This is a genomic window from Pseudomonas sp. WS 5146 (genome assembly GCF_012985495.1).
Classification (GTDB): Bacteria; Pseudomonadota; Gammaproteobacteria; order Pseudomonadales; family Pseudomonadaceae; genus Aquipseudomonas; species Aquipseudomonas edaphica.
Window position 1 is genome coordinate 176,041 of record NZ_JAAQWL010000001.1, and the last position, 15,370, is coordinate 191,410.

At 62.4% G+C, this 15,370-nt stretch carries 14 protein-coding genes and 1 pseudogene; 10 read left to right on the top strand and 5 right to left on the bottom strand.

Annotated elements, in window-relative coordinates; translation table 11 throughout:
- Position 1: 1 nt before the first annotated feature.
- The 6 genes from minE to HBO41_RS00775 all read left to right on the top strand — a co-directional run bounded on the left by minE (position 2) and on the right by HBO41_RS00775 (position 6,460).
- On the top strand, positions 2–256 hold the full coding sequence (minE, locus tag HBO41_RS00750) for a cell division topological specificity factor MinE (RefSeq protein WP_003175252.1): 255 nt from the start codon (positions 2–4) through the stop codon (positions 254–256).
- Between the two features lie 95 nt (positions 257–351).
- Complete coding sequence (locus tag HBO41_RS00755; RefSeq protein WP_017137856.1) at positions 352–987, top strand: pseudouridine synthase; 636 nt, start codon at positions 352–354, stop codon at positions 985–987.
- A 196-nt stretch (positions 988–1,183) separates the two neighbouring features.
- A complete protein-coding gene (locus HBO41_RS00760; protein ID WP_138451017.1) occupies positions 1,184–2,473 on the top strand; it encodes a M18 family aminopeptidase in 1,290 nt (429 codons plus the stop codon).
- A gap of 209 nt (positions 2,474–2,682) precedes the next feature.
- On the top strand, positions 2,683–2,859 hold the full coding sequence (locus HBO41_RS00765; protein ID WP_017137858.1) for a hypothetical protein: 177 nt from the start codon (positions 2,683–2,685) through the stop codon (positions 2,857–2,859).
- A gap of 72 nt (positions 2,860–2,931) precedes the next feature.
- Positions 2,932–5,097 (top strand): mechanosensitive ion channel family protein, encoded by a 2,166-nt coding sequence (locus tag HBO41_RS00770; RefSeq protein WP_017137859.1) that lies wholly within the window; start codon positions 2,932–2,934, stop codon positions 5,095–5,097.
- 16 nt (positions 5,098–5,113) lie between these two features.
- Complete coding sequence (locus HBO41_RS00775) at positions 5,114–6,460, top strand: amidohydrolase (RefSeq protein WP_169984796.1); 1,347 nt, start codon at positions 5,114–5,116, stop codon at positions 6,458–6,460.
- Positions 6,461–6,608: 148 nt separating this feature from the next.
- Here the strand turns inward: HBO41_RS00775 and HBO41_RS00780 are convergent, their stop codons facing one another.
- From HBO41_RS00780 to HBO41_RS00800, 5 genes are all read right to left on the bottom strand, one after another.
- On the bottom strand, positions 6,609–6,833 hold the full coding sequence (locus tag HBO41_RS00780; protein ID WP_017137860.1) for an MbtH family protein: 225 nt from the start codon (positions 6,831–6,833) through the stop codon (positions 6,609–6,611).
- 82 nt (positions 6,834–6,915) lie between these two features.
- Complete coding sequence (locus tag HBO41_RS00785; RefSeq protein ID WP_169984798.1) at positions 6,916–8,328, bottom strand: aspartate aminotransferase family protein; 1,413 nt, start codon at positions 8,326–8,328, stop codon at positions 6,916–6,918.
- 175 nt (positions 8,329–8,503) lie between these two features.
- A complete protein-coding gene (locus tag HBO41_RS00790) occupies positions 8,504–9,271 on the bottom strand; it encodes an N-acetylmuramoyl-L-alanine amidase (protein ID WP_017134989.1) in 768 nt (255 codons plus the stop codon).
- Between the two features lie 123 nt (positions 9,272–9,394).
- Entirely contained in the window at positions 9,395–10,717 is a 1,323-nt protein-coding gene (locus HBO41_RS00795) for an ATP-binding protein (protein WP_169984800.1), read from the bottom strand.
- Complete coding sequence (locus HBO41_RS00800; RefSeq protein WP_017134987.1) at positions 10,717–11,397, bottom strand: response regulator transcription factor; 681 nt, start codon at positions 11,395–11,397, stop codon at positions 10,717–10,719. The genes HBO41_RS00795 and HBO41_RS00800 overlap by 1 nt, the downstream gene beginning before the upstream one ends.
- A 163-nt stretch (positions 11,398–11,560) precedes the next feature.
- On the opposite strand from HBO41_RS00800, the gene dsbD reads away from it, so the two are divergent.
- The 4 genes and pseudogenes from dsbD to HBO41_RS00820 all read left to right on the top strand — a co-directional run.
- Positions 11,561–13,288, top strand: a complete 1,728-nt coding sequence (gene dsbD / locus HBO41_RS00805) for a protein-disulfide reductase DsbD (protein ID WP_169984801.1) — start codon at positions 11,561–11,563, stop codon at positions 13,286–13,288.
- Positions 13,288–14,139: a TlpA disulfide reductase family protein gene (locus HBO41_RS00810; RefSeq protein WP_017134985.1), complete on the top strand. Its 852-nt coding sequence runs from the start codon at positions 13,288–13,290 to the stop codon at positions 14,137–14,139. Before dsbD ends, HBO41_RS00810 begins: the two co-directional genes overlap by 1 nt.
- Positions 14,115–14,876, top strand: a complete 762-nt coding sequence (gene dsbG / locus HBO41_RS00815) for a thiol:disulfide interchange protein DsbG (protein WP_017134984.1) — start codon at positions 14,115–14,117, stop codon at positions 14,874–14,876. The genes HBO41_RS00810 and dsbG overlap by 25 nt, the downstream gene beginning before the upstream one ends.
- Positions 14,877–15,185: 309 nt before the next feature.
- Positions 15,186–15,266, top strand: a pseudogene (locus HBO41_RS00820) (thiol:disulfide interchange protein DsbG); the annotation flags it as partial.
- Between the last annotated feature and the right edge of the window lie 104 nt (positions 15,267–15,370).

Here is a 15,370-nt window from a genome sequence, read left to right on the forward strand (position 1 = left end):
AATGAAATTTCTCGACTTCTTTCGCGCCAACAAAAAGCCAAGTACCGCGTCGGTAGCGAAAGAGCGTCTACAGATCATCGTGGCGCACGAACGCGGCCAACGCAGTACCCCGGACTACCTGCCAGCCTTGCAGAAGGAACTGGTCGAGGTGATCCGCAAGTACGTCAATATCGGCAACGATGACGTGCATGTCGCCCTGGAAAACGACGGCAGCTGCTCGATTCTGGAACTCAATATCACCCTGCCTGATCGTTAATCGAAAAGGCGGCCGCCACGGCGGCTCGATCACCTTGATCCCGTTTGGGAACCGGGTGGCCGAGCCGCCGTTGGCGTTTGTTACGAGGCTGTTTAATGCCGCTGTCCACTATTCATATCCTGCATCAGGACGCCGCCGTCCTGGTGGTGAACAAGCCGACCCTGTTGCTCTCGGTGCCTGGCCGCGCCGATGACAACAAAGACTGCCTGATCACCCGCCTGCAGGAAAACGGCTACCCCGAAGCCCGCATCGTGCATCGCCTGGACTGGGAAACCTCGGGGATCATCCTGCTCGCGCGGGACGCCGACAGTCACCGCGAACTGTCGCGGCAGTTTCATGACCGCGAAACCGAAAAAGCCTACACCGCCTTGGCCTGGGGCCAGCCGGCGCTGGACAGCGGCAGCATTGACCTGCCTTTGCGCTACGACCCGCCGACCAAGCCGCGCCACGTAGTCGACTATGAGTTTGGCAAAAACGCACTGACCTTCTGGAAAGTGCTGGAGCGTTGTGGCGATTGGTGCCGCGTGGAACTCACGCCGATCACCGGGCGTTCGCACCAGTTGCGGGTGCATATGCTGTCGATCGGCCATCCGCTGCTCGGTGATGGCTTGTACGCCCATGAACAAGCCCTGGCCGCCTGGCCACGCCTGTGCCTGCATGCGAGCATGTTGAGCTTTACGCACCCGCAAAGCGGCGAGCGGCTGCGCTTTGAGTGCCCTGCACCTTTTTAAGCTGAAAATACAGTCAAATGTGGGAGCTGGCTTGCCTGCGATAGCGATCTGTCTGTGCCAAATATATTGGCTTACACACCGCTATCGCAGGCAAGCCAGCTCCCACATTGGCCTTGCAGGGTTTTCAAGCGAGTAGCTTCACTTCAAATGTGGAGCCAATACGGTAAACTCCGCGCATTGCTGTCTGGAGCTATTTATGCGCGAAGCGTTGAATCAAGGCCTGATCGACTTCCTCAAGGCCTCCCCTACTCCTTTTCATGCCACTGCCGCCCTCGCCCAGCGCCTGGAAGCGGCCGGTTACCAGCGTCTCGACGAGCGCGAAACCTGGGCCACCGAGGCCAACGGGCGCTATTACGTCACCCGTAACGATTCCTCGATCATCGCCTTCAAGCTCGGTAAGCATGCGCCGCTGCAAGACGGCATCCGTATGGTCGGCGCCCACACCGACAGCCCCTGCCTGCGGGTCAAGCCCCAGCCGGAGCTGCAACGCCAGGGCTTCTGGCAGTTGGGCGTGGAAGTCTACGGCGGCGCGCTGCTGGCGCCGTGGTTCGACCGCGACCTGTCGCTGGCCGGCCGCGTGACCTTCCGCCGCGACGGCAAGGTCGAGAGCCAACTGATCGACTTCAAGTTGCCGATTGCCATCATCCCCAACCTGGCTATTCACCTGAACCGTGAAGCCAACCAGGGCTGGGCGATCAATGCACAGACCGAGCTGCCGCCGATCCTTGCGCAGTTTGCCGGTGACGAGCGGGTGGACTTCCGCGCCGTGCTCACTGAGCAACTCGCCCGCGAACACGGCCTGAACGCCGATGTGGTGCTCGACTACGAGCTGAGTTTCTACGACACGCAAAGCGCTGCGGTGATCGGCCTCAATGGCGATTTCATCGCCGGTGCGCGCCTGGACAACCTGCTGTCGTGCTACGCCGGCCTGCAAGCCTTGCTCACCAGCGAAAACGACGAAACCTGCGTGCTGGTGTGCAACGACCACGAAGAAGTCGGCTCCTGTTCGGCCTGCGGCGCGGATGGCCCGATGCTGGAACAGACCCTGCGCCGTCTTCTACCGGAAGGTGAGGAATTCGTACGCACCATTCAGAAATCACTGTTGGTCTCGGCAGACAATGCCCACGGCGTGCACCCTAACTACGCCGAGAAACACGACGCCAACCACGGCCCCAAACTCAACGCCGGCCCGGTGATCAAGGTCAACAGCAACCAGCGCTACGCCACCAACAGCGAAACCGCCGGGTTCTTCCGCCACCTGTGCATGGCCCAGGAAGTGCCGGTGCAGAGCTTTGTAGTGCGCAGCGACATGGGCTGCGGCTCGACCATCGGCCCGATCACCGCCAGCCACCTGGGCGTGCGCACCGTGGATATCGGCTTGCCGACGTTTGCCATGCACTCGATTCGTGAGCTGTGTGGCAGCCATGATCTGGCGCACCTGGTGAAGGTGTTGGGTGCGTTTTATGCGAGCCGCGATTTGCCCTGACCTCAGGGGCTGAATGCGGTCAAAACTGTGGGAGCGGGCTTGCTCGCGAAAGCGGAGTGTCAGTCAATTCATCTGTAACTGGCACACCGCATTCGCGAGCAAGCCCGCTCCCACAGTTGGTTTTGCATAAACCTGACCCATATCACTCCAACTTCCCACAATCCGGCCTAGACTTGTCAGTATTCCCACTCCGACAAGGCCGTCGCCCCATGATCTCCATGTCTTCGTTCCACGCCATGCTCATTCCCATCATCATCGGCATGATCCTGCTCGCGACCGGCTTCAACTTTCGCGACAAGCCGGTGGGTGTGTTTGGTATGTGGGTCGGTATGCTGTTGATCCTCGGCACTGTGGTTTACAAGATCCTTGCCAAACTGGCGGAATAACAAATGCACTCGCATTGGGCATAGCGGCCTCGTACACTCGGTCAATTCGTCGTTTTCAAGGTTGACCGCCTCGTGCTTTCCCGTCTCTTTGCCCTGCCCTGCTATTTTCTGATCGCCCTGCTCACGCTGCTGCCCCTTGCGCCAGCGCAAGCCGTGAGCCTGCCCGGCCTGCTGGGCAGCACCAACAAGACCCAGCCTCAGGCCGATGTGCCGCTGGGCCAGTCGCTGGACGAGGTGATCAAGACCCTGGAAAACGACCAGCAGCGCACCCAACTGCTGAGCGACCTGAAGAAGCTGCGCGAAGCCACGCAAAAAGCCCAGCCCGCTGCCGAACAAGGCGTGCTCGGCTTGATCGGCAGCACCCTGGCCGAGCTTGAAGCCCAGTTTTCCGGGGCCGACAGCCCGTTGGGGCGCTGGTCCAACGAGATCGACCTGGCCCAGGAAGAACTCACGGCACTGATGCTGCCGGCCACCGAATGGCTGCCGATCATTTTTGGTTTTGCCGTGATCCTGGCAGTGTGGAGCCTGCTGGCCGCCGCGCTGATCTGGCTCAGCCACCGTGTGCGTGAACGTTTCGGCCTGCCCGAAGAACTGCCGCAACACCCGCGTACCTGGGACATGGTGCGCTTCGCCCTGCGTAAACTGGGGCCGTGGCTGATTGCGTTGATCATCACGGTTTACCTCAGCTATGCACTGCCTTCGTCCCTGGGCAAATCCCTGGCGATGGTGCTGGCCTATGCGCTGGTGATCGGCACCTGTTTCTCGGCAATCTGCGTGATTGCCTTCTCGGTTCTCGACGGCCCACACCGTCACCGGGCCTTGTATATCCTGCGCCACCAGGCCTTCCGTCCGCTGTGGTGGATCGGCAGTTTTGCCGCCTTCGGTGAAGCCTTGAGCGACCCAAGGCTGGTTGCGGCGCTTGGCCAGCATCTGGCCCACACCGCCGCGACCGTCGCCAATGTGATGGCCGCGCTGTCCACCGGCGTGTTTATCCTGCGCTTCCGCCGCCCGATCGCGCACCTGATCCGCAACCAACCGCTGTCGCGCCGCCTTACACGCCGTGCCCTCACCGACACGCTCTCGATCATCGGCTCCTTCTGGTACATCCCGGCGTTGTTGCTGGTGGGCATCTCGCTGTTCGCCACCTTCCTGTCGGCCGGCGACACCAGCACCGCGCTGCGCCAGTCGCTGCTGTGCACGGTATTGCTGGTGTTGTGCATGGTGATCAACGGGTTGGTGCGCCGCCATGCGCTCAAGCCGCAACGTGGGCACAAGCGCCACGCGCTGTACTCCGAGCGCCTGAAAAGCTTCGTCTACACCCTGGCCCATCTGGTGGTGTGGCTGGTATTCATCGAGCTGGGCCTGCGCGTGTGGGGCTTGTCGATGATTCGCTTCACCGAAGGTGACGGCCATGAAGTCAGCGTCAAGCTGTTCGGCCTGGGCGGCACGCTGCTGTTTGCCTGGCTGATCTGGATCCTCAGCGACACCGCGATCCACCATGCCCTCACCCGCTCGCGCAAAGGCCTGGCCAATGCGCGTGCGCAGACCATGATGCCGCTGATCCGCAACGTGCTGTTCGTGACCATTTTTATCATCGCCGCCATCGTCGCCCTGGCGAACATGGGCATGAACGTCACGCCGCTGCTGGCCGGTGCCGGTGTGATCGGTATCGCCATCGGTTTTGGCGCACAGTCGCTGGTCGCGGACTTGATCACCGGCCTGTTCATCATCATCGAAGACTCCCTGGCGATTGATGACTACGTGGATGTCGGCGGCCACCTCGGCACTGTCGAAGGCCTGACCATCCGCACCGTGCGCCTGCGCGACATCGACGGCATCGTGCACACCATCCCGTTCAGCGAAATCAAGAGCATCAAGAACTACTCGCGGGAGTTCGGCTACGCGATCTTCCGGGTGGCGATCCCCTTCAACATGGAGATCGACGACGCCATCAAGCTGATGCGTGATGTCGGCCAGAAAATGCGCAACGACCCGCTGCAACGCCGCAACATCTGGTCGCCGCTGGAGATTCAAGGTGTGGAAAGCTTTGAGTCCGGCAGCGCGATCCTGCGGGCGCGCTTCAAGACCGCGCCGATCAAGCAGTGGGAAGTGTCGCGGGCGTTCAACCTGTCACTCAAGCGTCATCTGGATGAAGCCGGGCTGGACCTGGCAACACCGCGCTTGAGCGTGCAGGTGGTGACCGCCGGTACGGTGCAGGAGAAAGATCAACAACAATAAACAAGGAGAGGTCTGTATGCGTTTAAACGGTCTGACACACCAATGGGTTTTCGGCATGCTGTGCGGGCTCGCCAGCAGCGCGGTGATTGCCGCCAGCAGCGGCCAGGATGCTGCCCGGGAAGAAATCGCCGCCCAGGCCAAAATCCTCGAACCGGCGTTGCTGGAAACCCGCCGCGATATTCACGCCCACCCCGAGTTGGGCAATACCGAAACCCGCACCGCCGAACTGGTCGCCAAACAACTGCGCGACCTGGGCCTTGACGTCAAAACCGGCGTGGCCCGCACCGGCGTGGTCGCCATCTTGAAAGGCGCGCTGCCCGGCCCGACCGTGGCCCTGCGTGCCGACATGGATGCGCTGCCGGTCAAGGAAGTCGCCGACTTGCCCTTTGCCTCCAAAGCCAAAGGCACCTACCTGGGCAAGGAAGTCGACGTGATGCACGCCTGCGGCCACGATGCTCACACGGCAATCCTACTGAGCACCGCGAAAATCCTCAGCGGCATGCGTGAGCGCCTGCCCGGCACCGTGGTGTTTTATTTCCAGCCGGCCGAAGAAGGCCCGAGCGACTTTATCCCCGACGGCAAAAACACCTGGGGCGCGAAAATGATGGTGCAGGAAGGTGTGATGAAAGCGCCCAAGCCGGACGCGGTGTTCGGCCTGCATGTCTGGGCCGGTGTGCCTGCCGGGCAGATCGCCTATCGGCCTGGCCCGACCCTGGCCAGCTCCGATGACCTGCGCATCAAGATCCTCGGCAAACAGACCCACGCCGGCCGCCCGTGGGACGGCATCGACCCGATCACCGTCGGCGCGCAGACCATTGTCGGTTTGCAGACCGTGGTGAGTCGGCGCACCGACATCTCGTCGTTTCCGTCGGTGGTGAGCATCGGCACCATCAACGGCGGCACCCGCTACAACATCATCCCCGAGTCGGTGGACATGAGCGGCACCATCCGTTCCTACGACTACGGTATTCGCCAGAAACTGCACGCGGACGTGCGCCAGACGGTGGAGAAAATCGCCGAAAGCGGTGGCGCCAAGGCCGAAGTCACGATCATCGAAAAATACGACCCGACCATCAACAACCCGGCACTCACCGAAAAAATGCTGCCAAGCCTGCGTTGGGCGGCCAAGGATGATGTGGTGCAAGGCCCACTGGTGGGCGGCGCCGAGGACTTCTCGTTTTACGCCAAGGAAGCGCCGGGGTTGTTTGTGTTTCTGGGGGTGACGCCGAGGGATCAGGACATGAGCAAAGCGGCGCCGAACCATAATCCGGGGTTCTTTGTGGATGAGTCGGCGTTGGTGGTGGGGGTGCGGACGCTGGCGTCGTTGGCGACGGATTATCTGTATACCAACACAAAGCAGTAGCGAAGCGCTTTCTGTGGCGAGCGAGCTTGCTCGCGCTGGACCGGGCTGGCGCTCCAGTGCGAAGCACTCCCGTTTTTGGGGCTGCTCCGCAGCCCAGCGGGAGCAAGCTCCCTCGCCACAGGAAGCCCGCTCACAGTGCTCCGACGTGTCAGCCAGCCAGCGCAGCGCCATCCATCTTCTGGCGCAGGCTCAACGGGCGCATGTCGGTCCAGACTTCCTCAATGTAAGCCAGGCATTCTTTCTTCAGGCCGCTCTTGCCCACGGTGCGCCAGCCTTCGGGCACCACTTTGTAGTCGGGCCAGATGGAATACTGTTCTTCGTGGTTGACCACTACCTGAAACAGGATGTCGTCGCGGTCAAATACTGAGGTCATTGCTGTTCTCCATCGCTAAAAAACTGGCTGCGCACCACGCGCAGCACTGATATCTGTAGAAACGTACCAGGCCCGCTAAAAATTAGAGGCTGGCGACGGCTGCCACCAGCGCACGCCCGAAGATCTCGGCCACGCGGTCGACTTCGGCGGCGGTGATCACCAGCGGCGGCAGGAAGCGCACCACGCTGCCGTGCCGGCCGCCCAGCTCCAGGATCAGGCCACGCTTGAGGCATTCGCGCTGCACCAGCGGTGCCAGTTGGCGATGCACCGGCGGGTGGCCCTGGATATCGGGCGTGCCGTTGGGGTCGACCAGCTCAACGCCCAGCATCAGCCCACGCCCACGAATATCGCCCAGGTGCGGGAAGTCGCGCTGCAGGATGCGCAGGTGCTCAGCCAGGCGCTCGCCCATGGCCGCCGCATGGCCGGCCAGGTCGTGTTCCTTGAGGTAGCGCATCACCGCCGAGCCCGCCGCCATCGCCATCTGGTTACCCCGGAAAGTCCCGGCATGGGCACCCGGCAGCCAGGTGTCGAGCCAGTCGCGATACACCACCACCGCCAGCGGCAAGCTGCCGCCGATGGCCTTGGACATCACCACCACGTCCGGGATGATGCCGGCGTGTTCAAAGGCAAACATCTTGCCGGTACGACCGAAACCGCTCTGGATTTCATCCACGATCAAGGCCACACCGGCCTGCTCGGTGATGCGTCGCAGGCCGCGCAACCAGTCGAGATCGGCCGGGATCACACCGCCCTCGCCCTGCACCACCTCGACAATCACCGCCGCCGGCAACAGCACGCCGGCTTCCGGGTCGTTGAGCAGGTTTTCCAGGTAATGCAGGTTGACCCGCACGCCTTCTGCGCCGCCCAGCCCGAATGGGCAGCGGTAGTCATAGGGGTACGGCAAGAATTGCACGCCATTACCCAGCAGAGCGCCCAAGGGCTTTTTCGGCCCCAGGCTGCCCATCAGGCTCAGCGCGCCCTGGCTCATGCCGTGGTAACCGCCCTGGAACGACAGCACCGTGCTGCGACCCGTGGCAGTGCGCACCAGCTTCAGCGCGGCTTCCACCGCGTCAGTGCCGGTGGGGCCGCAAAACTGAATTTTCGCTTCTTGCGCAAGCTTTGCCGGCAGCAGGCCGAACAGGTCCTGGACGAACTGGTCCTTGACCGGCGTGGTCAGGTCGAGCGTGTGCAGTGGCAGCTCGTCGCTCAGCACCTGCCGGATGGCTGCGATCACCACCGGGTGGTTGTGGCCCAATGCCAAGGTGCCAGCACCGGCTAGGCAGTCGATGAAGCTACGGCCTTCGACGTCTTCCACGTAGATGCCCTTGGCCCGCTTGAGCGCCAGCGGGATACGCCGAGGGTAGCTGCGGGCATTGGATTCCTGCTGACGCTGGCGGGCCAGCAGTGGGGTTTCTTCGAAGTGGTAGAGCGTTTCCACCGGTGCTGCGCCTGCATGCACCGGTGCGTCTTCGATACGGCTGGTAGCGACTGACATCTCTCGATCCCTCAATACGCGGGTAGGGGTGACCAAACGGGCGATCCGCGTATGTGCGGATTTCATGTTCTGGAGACGCACCAGCGCTGGGGGGATTTAGGCTTGTTGTGGTTTTTGGTCGACTGCGGGACGCAGAGCGTCCAGGGCGGCATTCCCACGCAGAGCGTGGGAAGGATCAAATCCCTCGATAGCGATCATTCAACGCATACAAAATCGCACACGTCTCCCCATCCAGCACCCCGCAATAATCGCGCGGCCGAAAGTGCATCTGAAACGCCCGCGTCCTCCATTCAAACGCCTGCCGGTTCCAGGCCGGTTTATACCCGCACCGCTGAAATGCCCGCTCCACCTCTACTTCCGGCGGCAACCCAAGACAAAACCGTCGCTGGTACATCCTGCGCGTAGTCTCATCAAACCAGGCGCCGATCCCGGCCTCGAACAAGTACCGCCAAGGCAACCGAGGCCCCGGATCACTCTTGCGCCAATACGCCACATCCGAATGCCCGAGCACATCCAGAGGCCCCACCTGCGGATAACGCCCAAGCATGTCGCGAACCAACGCGATCAACGTATCAACCTGCTCCCGGCCATATTCGGGGAAGGTAAAGACCCCGGCATCATCGCGCGCCAAATTGACGATCTCGATGCCGATCGCACGGCTGTTGAGGTTATCCAGCCCGCCCCAATGGCTAACCCCGGCATGCCAGGCCCGTTTGTCCTCGTCCACCAGGCGAAACACCCGCAGTTCGTCATAACCGGCAGCGCCATAGCTGGGCTCATCAGGGTCAGGAAGCAAATAGTGAGCGCTGACGCCACCTTGTGTCAGGGTACGCAAAGACGACGCAAAGGGCGCCGCGGTGTAATGCAGGATCACCTGCCGCACAGCCTCGCCATTGCGTTGATTAAAATCTTTAGCGGGGAAACTGCTGTCGATCACCAACATAAGAACCGTCCTTTTCAATACAGGCTGAGTCATTCAGCCCGTTCAAACGCAAAAAAATTACCGCCATCCTGAAGGGATCAATGTCAGGCGGGCGGTAATTATTCAGTGCTTGAAGAAAAGTCCTCAGCGTCGCAACGGCATCCCCAGATCGACCCGCAGGCCATCCGGTTGGCTGTCGAATTTCAGCGAGCAGGAGCAGCGCTGCACGATGGCCTGCACGATCGCCAGGCCCAAGCCACAACCCTCGCTGCTGCCATTGCGCCAGAAACGTTGGGTCAGGTATTGCAAGTCTTCGGCAGAAATCTGCTTGCCATGGTCGCGCACGCGAAATACCACGGTGTCGGCGCTGGTGAACACGCTCAGCTCAACGCGAGTGTCACCCGGCGTATGGCGCAGCGCGTTATCCAACAGGTTACGCAAGGCCGCTACCGCCAGGGCCACCGGAATTTCCACCGGCGCTTGCGTGAGGTTGTCCGCCAGGATCAGGTCGATGCGGCGGTTATCGCCGGCATTGGCATCCTGAATCGCCAGCCGCGCCACTTGTTCGGCGCTTGATTGCAAGCCATCGTCAAACGACAAGCTGCCCTCGACCCGCGCCAGCAGCAGCAATTGCTCCAGGGTGCGATGCAAGCGGTCGGCGCCCTCTTCGGCGTGGGCCAGGGACTGGTCGCGGGCGGCGCCGTCGGTCATGCGGGCCACTTGCAGGTGGGTCTTGATCGCCGTCAGCGGGCTGCGCAGTTCGTGGGCGGCATCGCCGGTGAGTCGGCGCTCGCGCTCGATGGTCTTGGCAATGCGCTGCAACAGTTGGTTCTGGGTGTCGAGCAGCGGCTTCAACTCGCTGGGCAGTGGGTGAATCTGCAGCGGTTCGAGGGAGTCGGCACTGCGGCGCATCAGGGCATCGCGCATGCGGTTAAGTGGCAACAGGCTTTGGCCGATGCCCAGCCACAGCAGGCACAGGCAGCCCAGCAGGGCTACGCCCACCGGCACCGAGGCCGCCAACAGGATCGACAGGTTCAGCGCCTCACGCTCCACCTGGCGGTCAGCGGTGGTGATCAGCAGGTCGCCACGGGACAACGTGAAGCTGCGCCAGCCCACACCGTCGATAATCTGGTCGCGAAAGCCACTTTTGCGCGACTCCAGGCCTTCATCCGGGGTCATGTGGCTGCGCGCCAGGATTTCCCCGCGCAGGGAGCTGACCTGGCAGGCCATGCCGCCTGGCACGTTCAGTTGTTCAGTGCGCAAATGCGTAGGCGCGCCGCTCACACTGGCCAGGCCCGGCATCTGCTCGGTCAGCCCGGCCACCATGCGCGCCGATGCCACCAGACGCTGGTCGAGGGAAAACATCATCTGGTTGCGCAGATCGTTGAGCATCCAGGCGGCTGCCAGAATCCAGATCAGCACAAAAGCGGCGCCCAACTTGAACGTCAGGCGCAGGCGCAAACTCATCACGACGCGTCCTCTCCCCCATCCGCCGTGCCCAGGCGATAACCCAGGCCGCGCACGGTTTCGACGATGCCGTTGCCCAATTTGCGCCGCAGGTGGTGGATGTGCACGTTGAGAGCGTTGCTTTCCAGTTCGTCGTTGAAGCCGTAGACGCTGTCTTTAAGCTGTTCGCTGGACAGCACACGGCCCTTGTTATGCAACAGGGCTTGCAACAAGGCTTGCTCGCGGCGCGACAGGTCGACCGGCTGGCCAGCCAGGAAGGTTTCGCGGCTGCTGGGGTCGTAGGCCAGTTGGCCATGTTCGATCAGGTTGACCCGGCGCCCCGCCACGCGGCGCAACAGGGTTTGCAGGCGTGCGGCAAGTTCACGCAGGTCGAAGGGTTTGAGCAGGTAGTCGTCGGCACCGGCTTGCAGGCCGTCGACACGGTTGGTGACTGAATCGCGCGCGGTAAGGATCAGCACCGGGATTTCCAGGCCCTGGCTGCGCTGTTGTTGCAACAACTTGAGGCCGTCTTCATCGGGCAGGCCGAGGTCGAGCACCATGATGTCGAACGTGGCGGCCTTGAGCATCGCGCGTGCGGCGGCGGCCGAGGCCACGCGCTCGACGGTAAAGCCCTGGGCGCCAAGCCCGGCCACGATGCCGCTGGCGATCAGTTCGTCGTCTTCACAGACCAGTACGTGCATGGTTAACCCTTCATGAAAGATGGGGGAATTAAAGGTTGGGCGGATTAAGCGCCGATTATGCCGTGAAAACCGGCAGGCTCAGTTTAGAATAGCGCCCGGTTAATCATCGGTTAATCAACGCCACACATTGTGTGCCTAACTTGCATCAAACTAAGGCTTGACCATGCGGTATCTGTTTACCTTTCTGCTGGTGTTATTCGCAGGGTTCGCCCAGGCCGCGCCGGGCAATCCATTCGAGAGCAAACCCGACTTCCTGCCGGTGGGCAAAGCGTTCACCTTTACCTCCGAGCGCCTTGAAAGCGGCGAAACCCAGCTGTATTGGCAGATTGCCGATGGTTATTACCTTTATCAGCAACGCATGAAGTTCGACGGGCTGGCGGAAAAACCCGTGCTGCCGCAAGGCGAAGCCCACAGCGATGAATTCTTCGGCGAACAGCAAGTGTACCGCCAGGGCCTGGAAGTGAAGATCCCGGCGGGCGCCACCGGCCAGCTCAAGCTCGGCTGGCAGGGCTGCGCCGATGCCGGCCTGTGCTACCCGCCGCAATCGATCACTGTAGACCTGGGCGGCAACCCGGCTGTTGCGGCGACCGCACAAGCCCAGGACCAAAGCCTGGCCAGCGGCCTCCAACAGCGCAGCCTGGGTTGGAGCCTGCTGGTGTTCTTCGGCCTGGGCCTGCTGCTGGCATTTGCCCCGTGCTCGCTGCCGATGCTGCCGATCCTCGCGGGTTTGGTGGTCGGCAGCGGCGCCAGCCCCCGCCGTGGCTTTGCCCTGGCCAGCAGCTATGTGGTGTGTATGGCGCTGGTGTATGCGGCGCTCGGCGTACTGGCCGCGCTGCTGGGCGGCAACCTTGCCGCCCTTCTGCAAACGCCGTGGATCCTTGGCAGCTTCGCCGCGCTGTTTGTGATCCTGGCCCTGCCGATGTTCGGCTTCTTTGAACTGCAACTGCCGACCTTCCTGCGTGATCGCCTGGACAACGTCAGCCGCCAGCAAAGCGGTGGCAGCCTGGTCGGCGCCGGTATTCTCGGTGCGCTGTCCGGCCTGTTGGTCGGCCCGTGCATGACCGCGCCACTGGCGGGTGCCCTGCTGTATATCGCCCAGAGCGGCAACGCGCTGCACGGCGGCCTGATCCTGTTCGCCATGGGCATCGGCATCGGTATTCCGCTGTTGCTGCTGGTGACCGTAGGCAACCGTTTCCTGCCCAAGCCGGGCACCTGGATGAACGTGCTCAAGGGCATCTTCGGCTTCCTGTTCCTCGGCACTGCCGTGCTGATGATCCGCCCGGTGGTCGGCGAAAGCCTGTGGCTCGGCCTGTGGGGCGCCTTGGCGCTGGTGATGGCCTACTGCGGCTGGACACTTGCCCGCGAATACGGGCTGGCGGCCAAGGTATTCGGCGCCGGCTCGCTGGTGCTGGGCCTGTGGGGCGCGCTGCTGGTAGTGGGCGCGGCCGGTGGCAGTGACGACCTGTGGCAACCGTTGAAGGTTTACAGCGGCTCCAAGGTTGGCGCTGCACCCAGCGCCCACGATGCGTTCATGACCATCAACGACCCAGCCGTGCTGCAAAGCCAGCTCGACAGCGCCAAGGCCCAGGGCCAGTGGGTGCTGGTGGACTACTACGCCGACTGGTGCGTGTCATGCAAGATCATGGAAAAACAAGTTTTCGGCCAACCCCAGGTGATGGACGCGCTTAAAGACGTGCGCCTGTTGCGCCTGGACGTCACCGCCGACAACGCCGCCAGCCGCGAGCTGCTCGGGCGCTACAAGGTGCCGGGGCCACCGAGCTTCGTGTGGATCGGCCCGGACGGTGAAGAACGTCGCGCCCAACGCATCACCGGCGAAGTGGATGCCGCCGCCTTCCTGCAACGCTGGACGCAAACCCGAGACGCGCGCTGATGCTGACCCTGACCATCGGTACGTTCGCCATCGCCCTGAATCACATCCTGCTGATCAGCGCGCTGATTCTCGCCACGCTGGTGGGTTGGCGCGTGGCCAAGCGTGGCGGTGAAAACCCCGAATCGGTGCTGTTCAGCCTGTTTTTGCTGGGCATGCTGGTGGCACGCTTAAGCTTTGTACTGATGTACTGGAGCGACTACAGCCACGACCCATTGCAGATAGTCGACCTGCGCGACGGCGGCTTCCTGCCCTGGCCCGGCGTGATTGCACTGGTGCTGGGCGCCGTGTTCTACGGCTGGCGCCGTCCGGCCATGCGCACACCGCTGAGTGCCGGGGTAGTCACGGGCCTGGTGTTCTGGGGCCTGACCAGTGTGTCCCTGAGCCTCTACGACAAGGGCGCACAATTGCCGGACATTACCTTGCGCAACGCCAATGGCGACGTGGTGCAACTGGCCGACTACAAAGGCGGGCCGCTGGTGATCAACCTCTGGGCCACCTGGTGCCCGCCGTGCCGCCGCGAGATGCCGGTGCTGGAGCGTGCGCAACACCAACGCCCGGACGTGACCTTCCTGTTCGTCAACCAGGCCGAAAGCATGCAAAGCGTCAGCACCTTTCTCGCCACCCAGGGCCTGACCCTCGACAACGTGCTGTTTGATGCGAGTGGCCGCCTTGGCCAGGCCGTGGGTTCGATGGCCTTGCCGACAACCCTGTTCTACCAAGCCGATGGGCGCCTGATCAACAGCCACCTGGGCGAGTTGTCCCAGGCCAGCCTGGCCCGTGCCATGGAACCCTTCGACACTGCCCCTGCTGCCACAAGGAAACCGACATGCCAAGACTCCGCCACCTGCTGACCCTGCTGCCGCTGACGCTTGCGGCCACACTGGCCCAGGCCGAAGACTGGCCGGCGCCGATCAAACAGATCGAAGCCAAGGGTGCCAAGATCCTCGGCAAGTTCGACGCGCCCAGCGGCCTCACCGGCTACGCCGCGCAATACCAGAACCGTGGCATGGCGCTGTACCTGACCGCGGACGGCAAAAGTGTGCTGGCCGGCAACCTGTACGACGCCCAGGGCAATGACCTGAGCAACGCGCCACTGGAAAAACTGGTGTACGCGCCGATGGCCAAGGAAGTCTGGGCCAAGATGGAACACAGCAACTGGATCCAGGACGGCGACAAAAACGCGCCGCGCACCGTCTACCTGTTCAGTGACCCCAACTGCCCGTACTGCAACATGTTCTGGGAACAGGCACGTCCGTGGGTCAAGGCCGGCAAGGTGCAATTGCGCCACATCATGGTCGGCATCATTCGCGAAGACAGCCCAGGCAAATCCGCCGCGCTGCTGGCCGCCAAAGACCCGCAAAAAGCCCTGGAAGAACACGAAGCCGCCGGCAAGGGCAGCAAATTGCAGGCATTGGACAAGATTCCGGCGGATATCGAAGCCAAGCTCGATGCCAACATGAAGTTGATGGAAGAGCTGGAACTGTCGGCAACGCCAGCGATTTTCTATCTGGATGACAAGGGTGGCTTGCAGCAACAGCAAGGCGCGCCGTCGCCGGACAAGCTGGTGAAGATTCTCGGGCCTAAATAGCCCATCAGATCGCTCCCTACGCTCTGCGTGGGAATGCCTCAGGTGACGCTCTGCGTCACGCTTTGGGACGCAGAGCGTCCCGGGCTGCATTCCCACGCAGAGCGTGGGAATGATCAGTGAAGGGTGGCTTGCAGCAACAGCAAGGCGCGCCGTCGCCGGACAAGCTGGTGAAGATTCTCGGGCCTAAATAGCCCATCAGATCGCTCCCTACGCTCTGCGTGGGAATGCCTCAGGTGACGCTCTGCGTCACGCTTTGGGACGCAGAGCGTCCTGGGCTGCATTCCCACGCAGAGCGTGGGAACGATCAGTCTGGATGACAAGGGTGGCTTGCAGCAACAGCAAGGCGCGCCGTCGCCGGACAAGCTGGTGAAGATTCTCGGCCCTAAATAGCCCATCAGATCGTTCCCTACGCTCTGCGTGGGAATGCCTCAGGTGACGCTCTGCGTCACGCTTTGGGACGCAGAGCGTCCTGGGCTGCATTCACACGCAGAGCG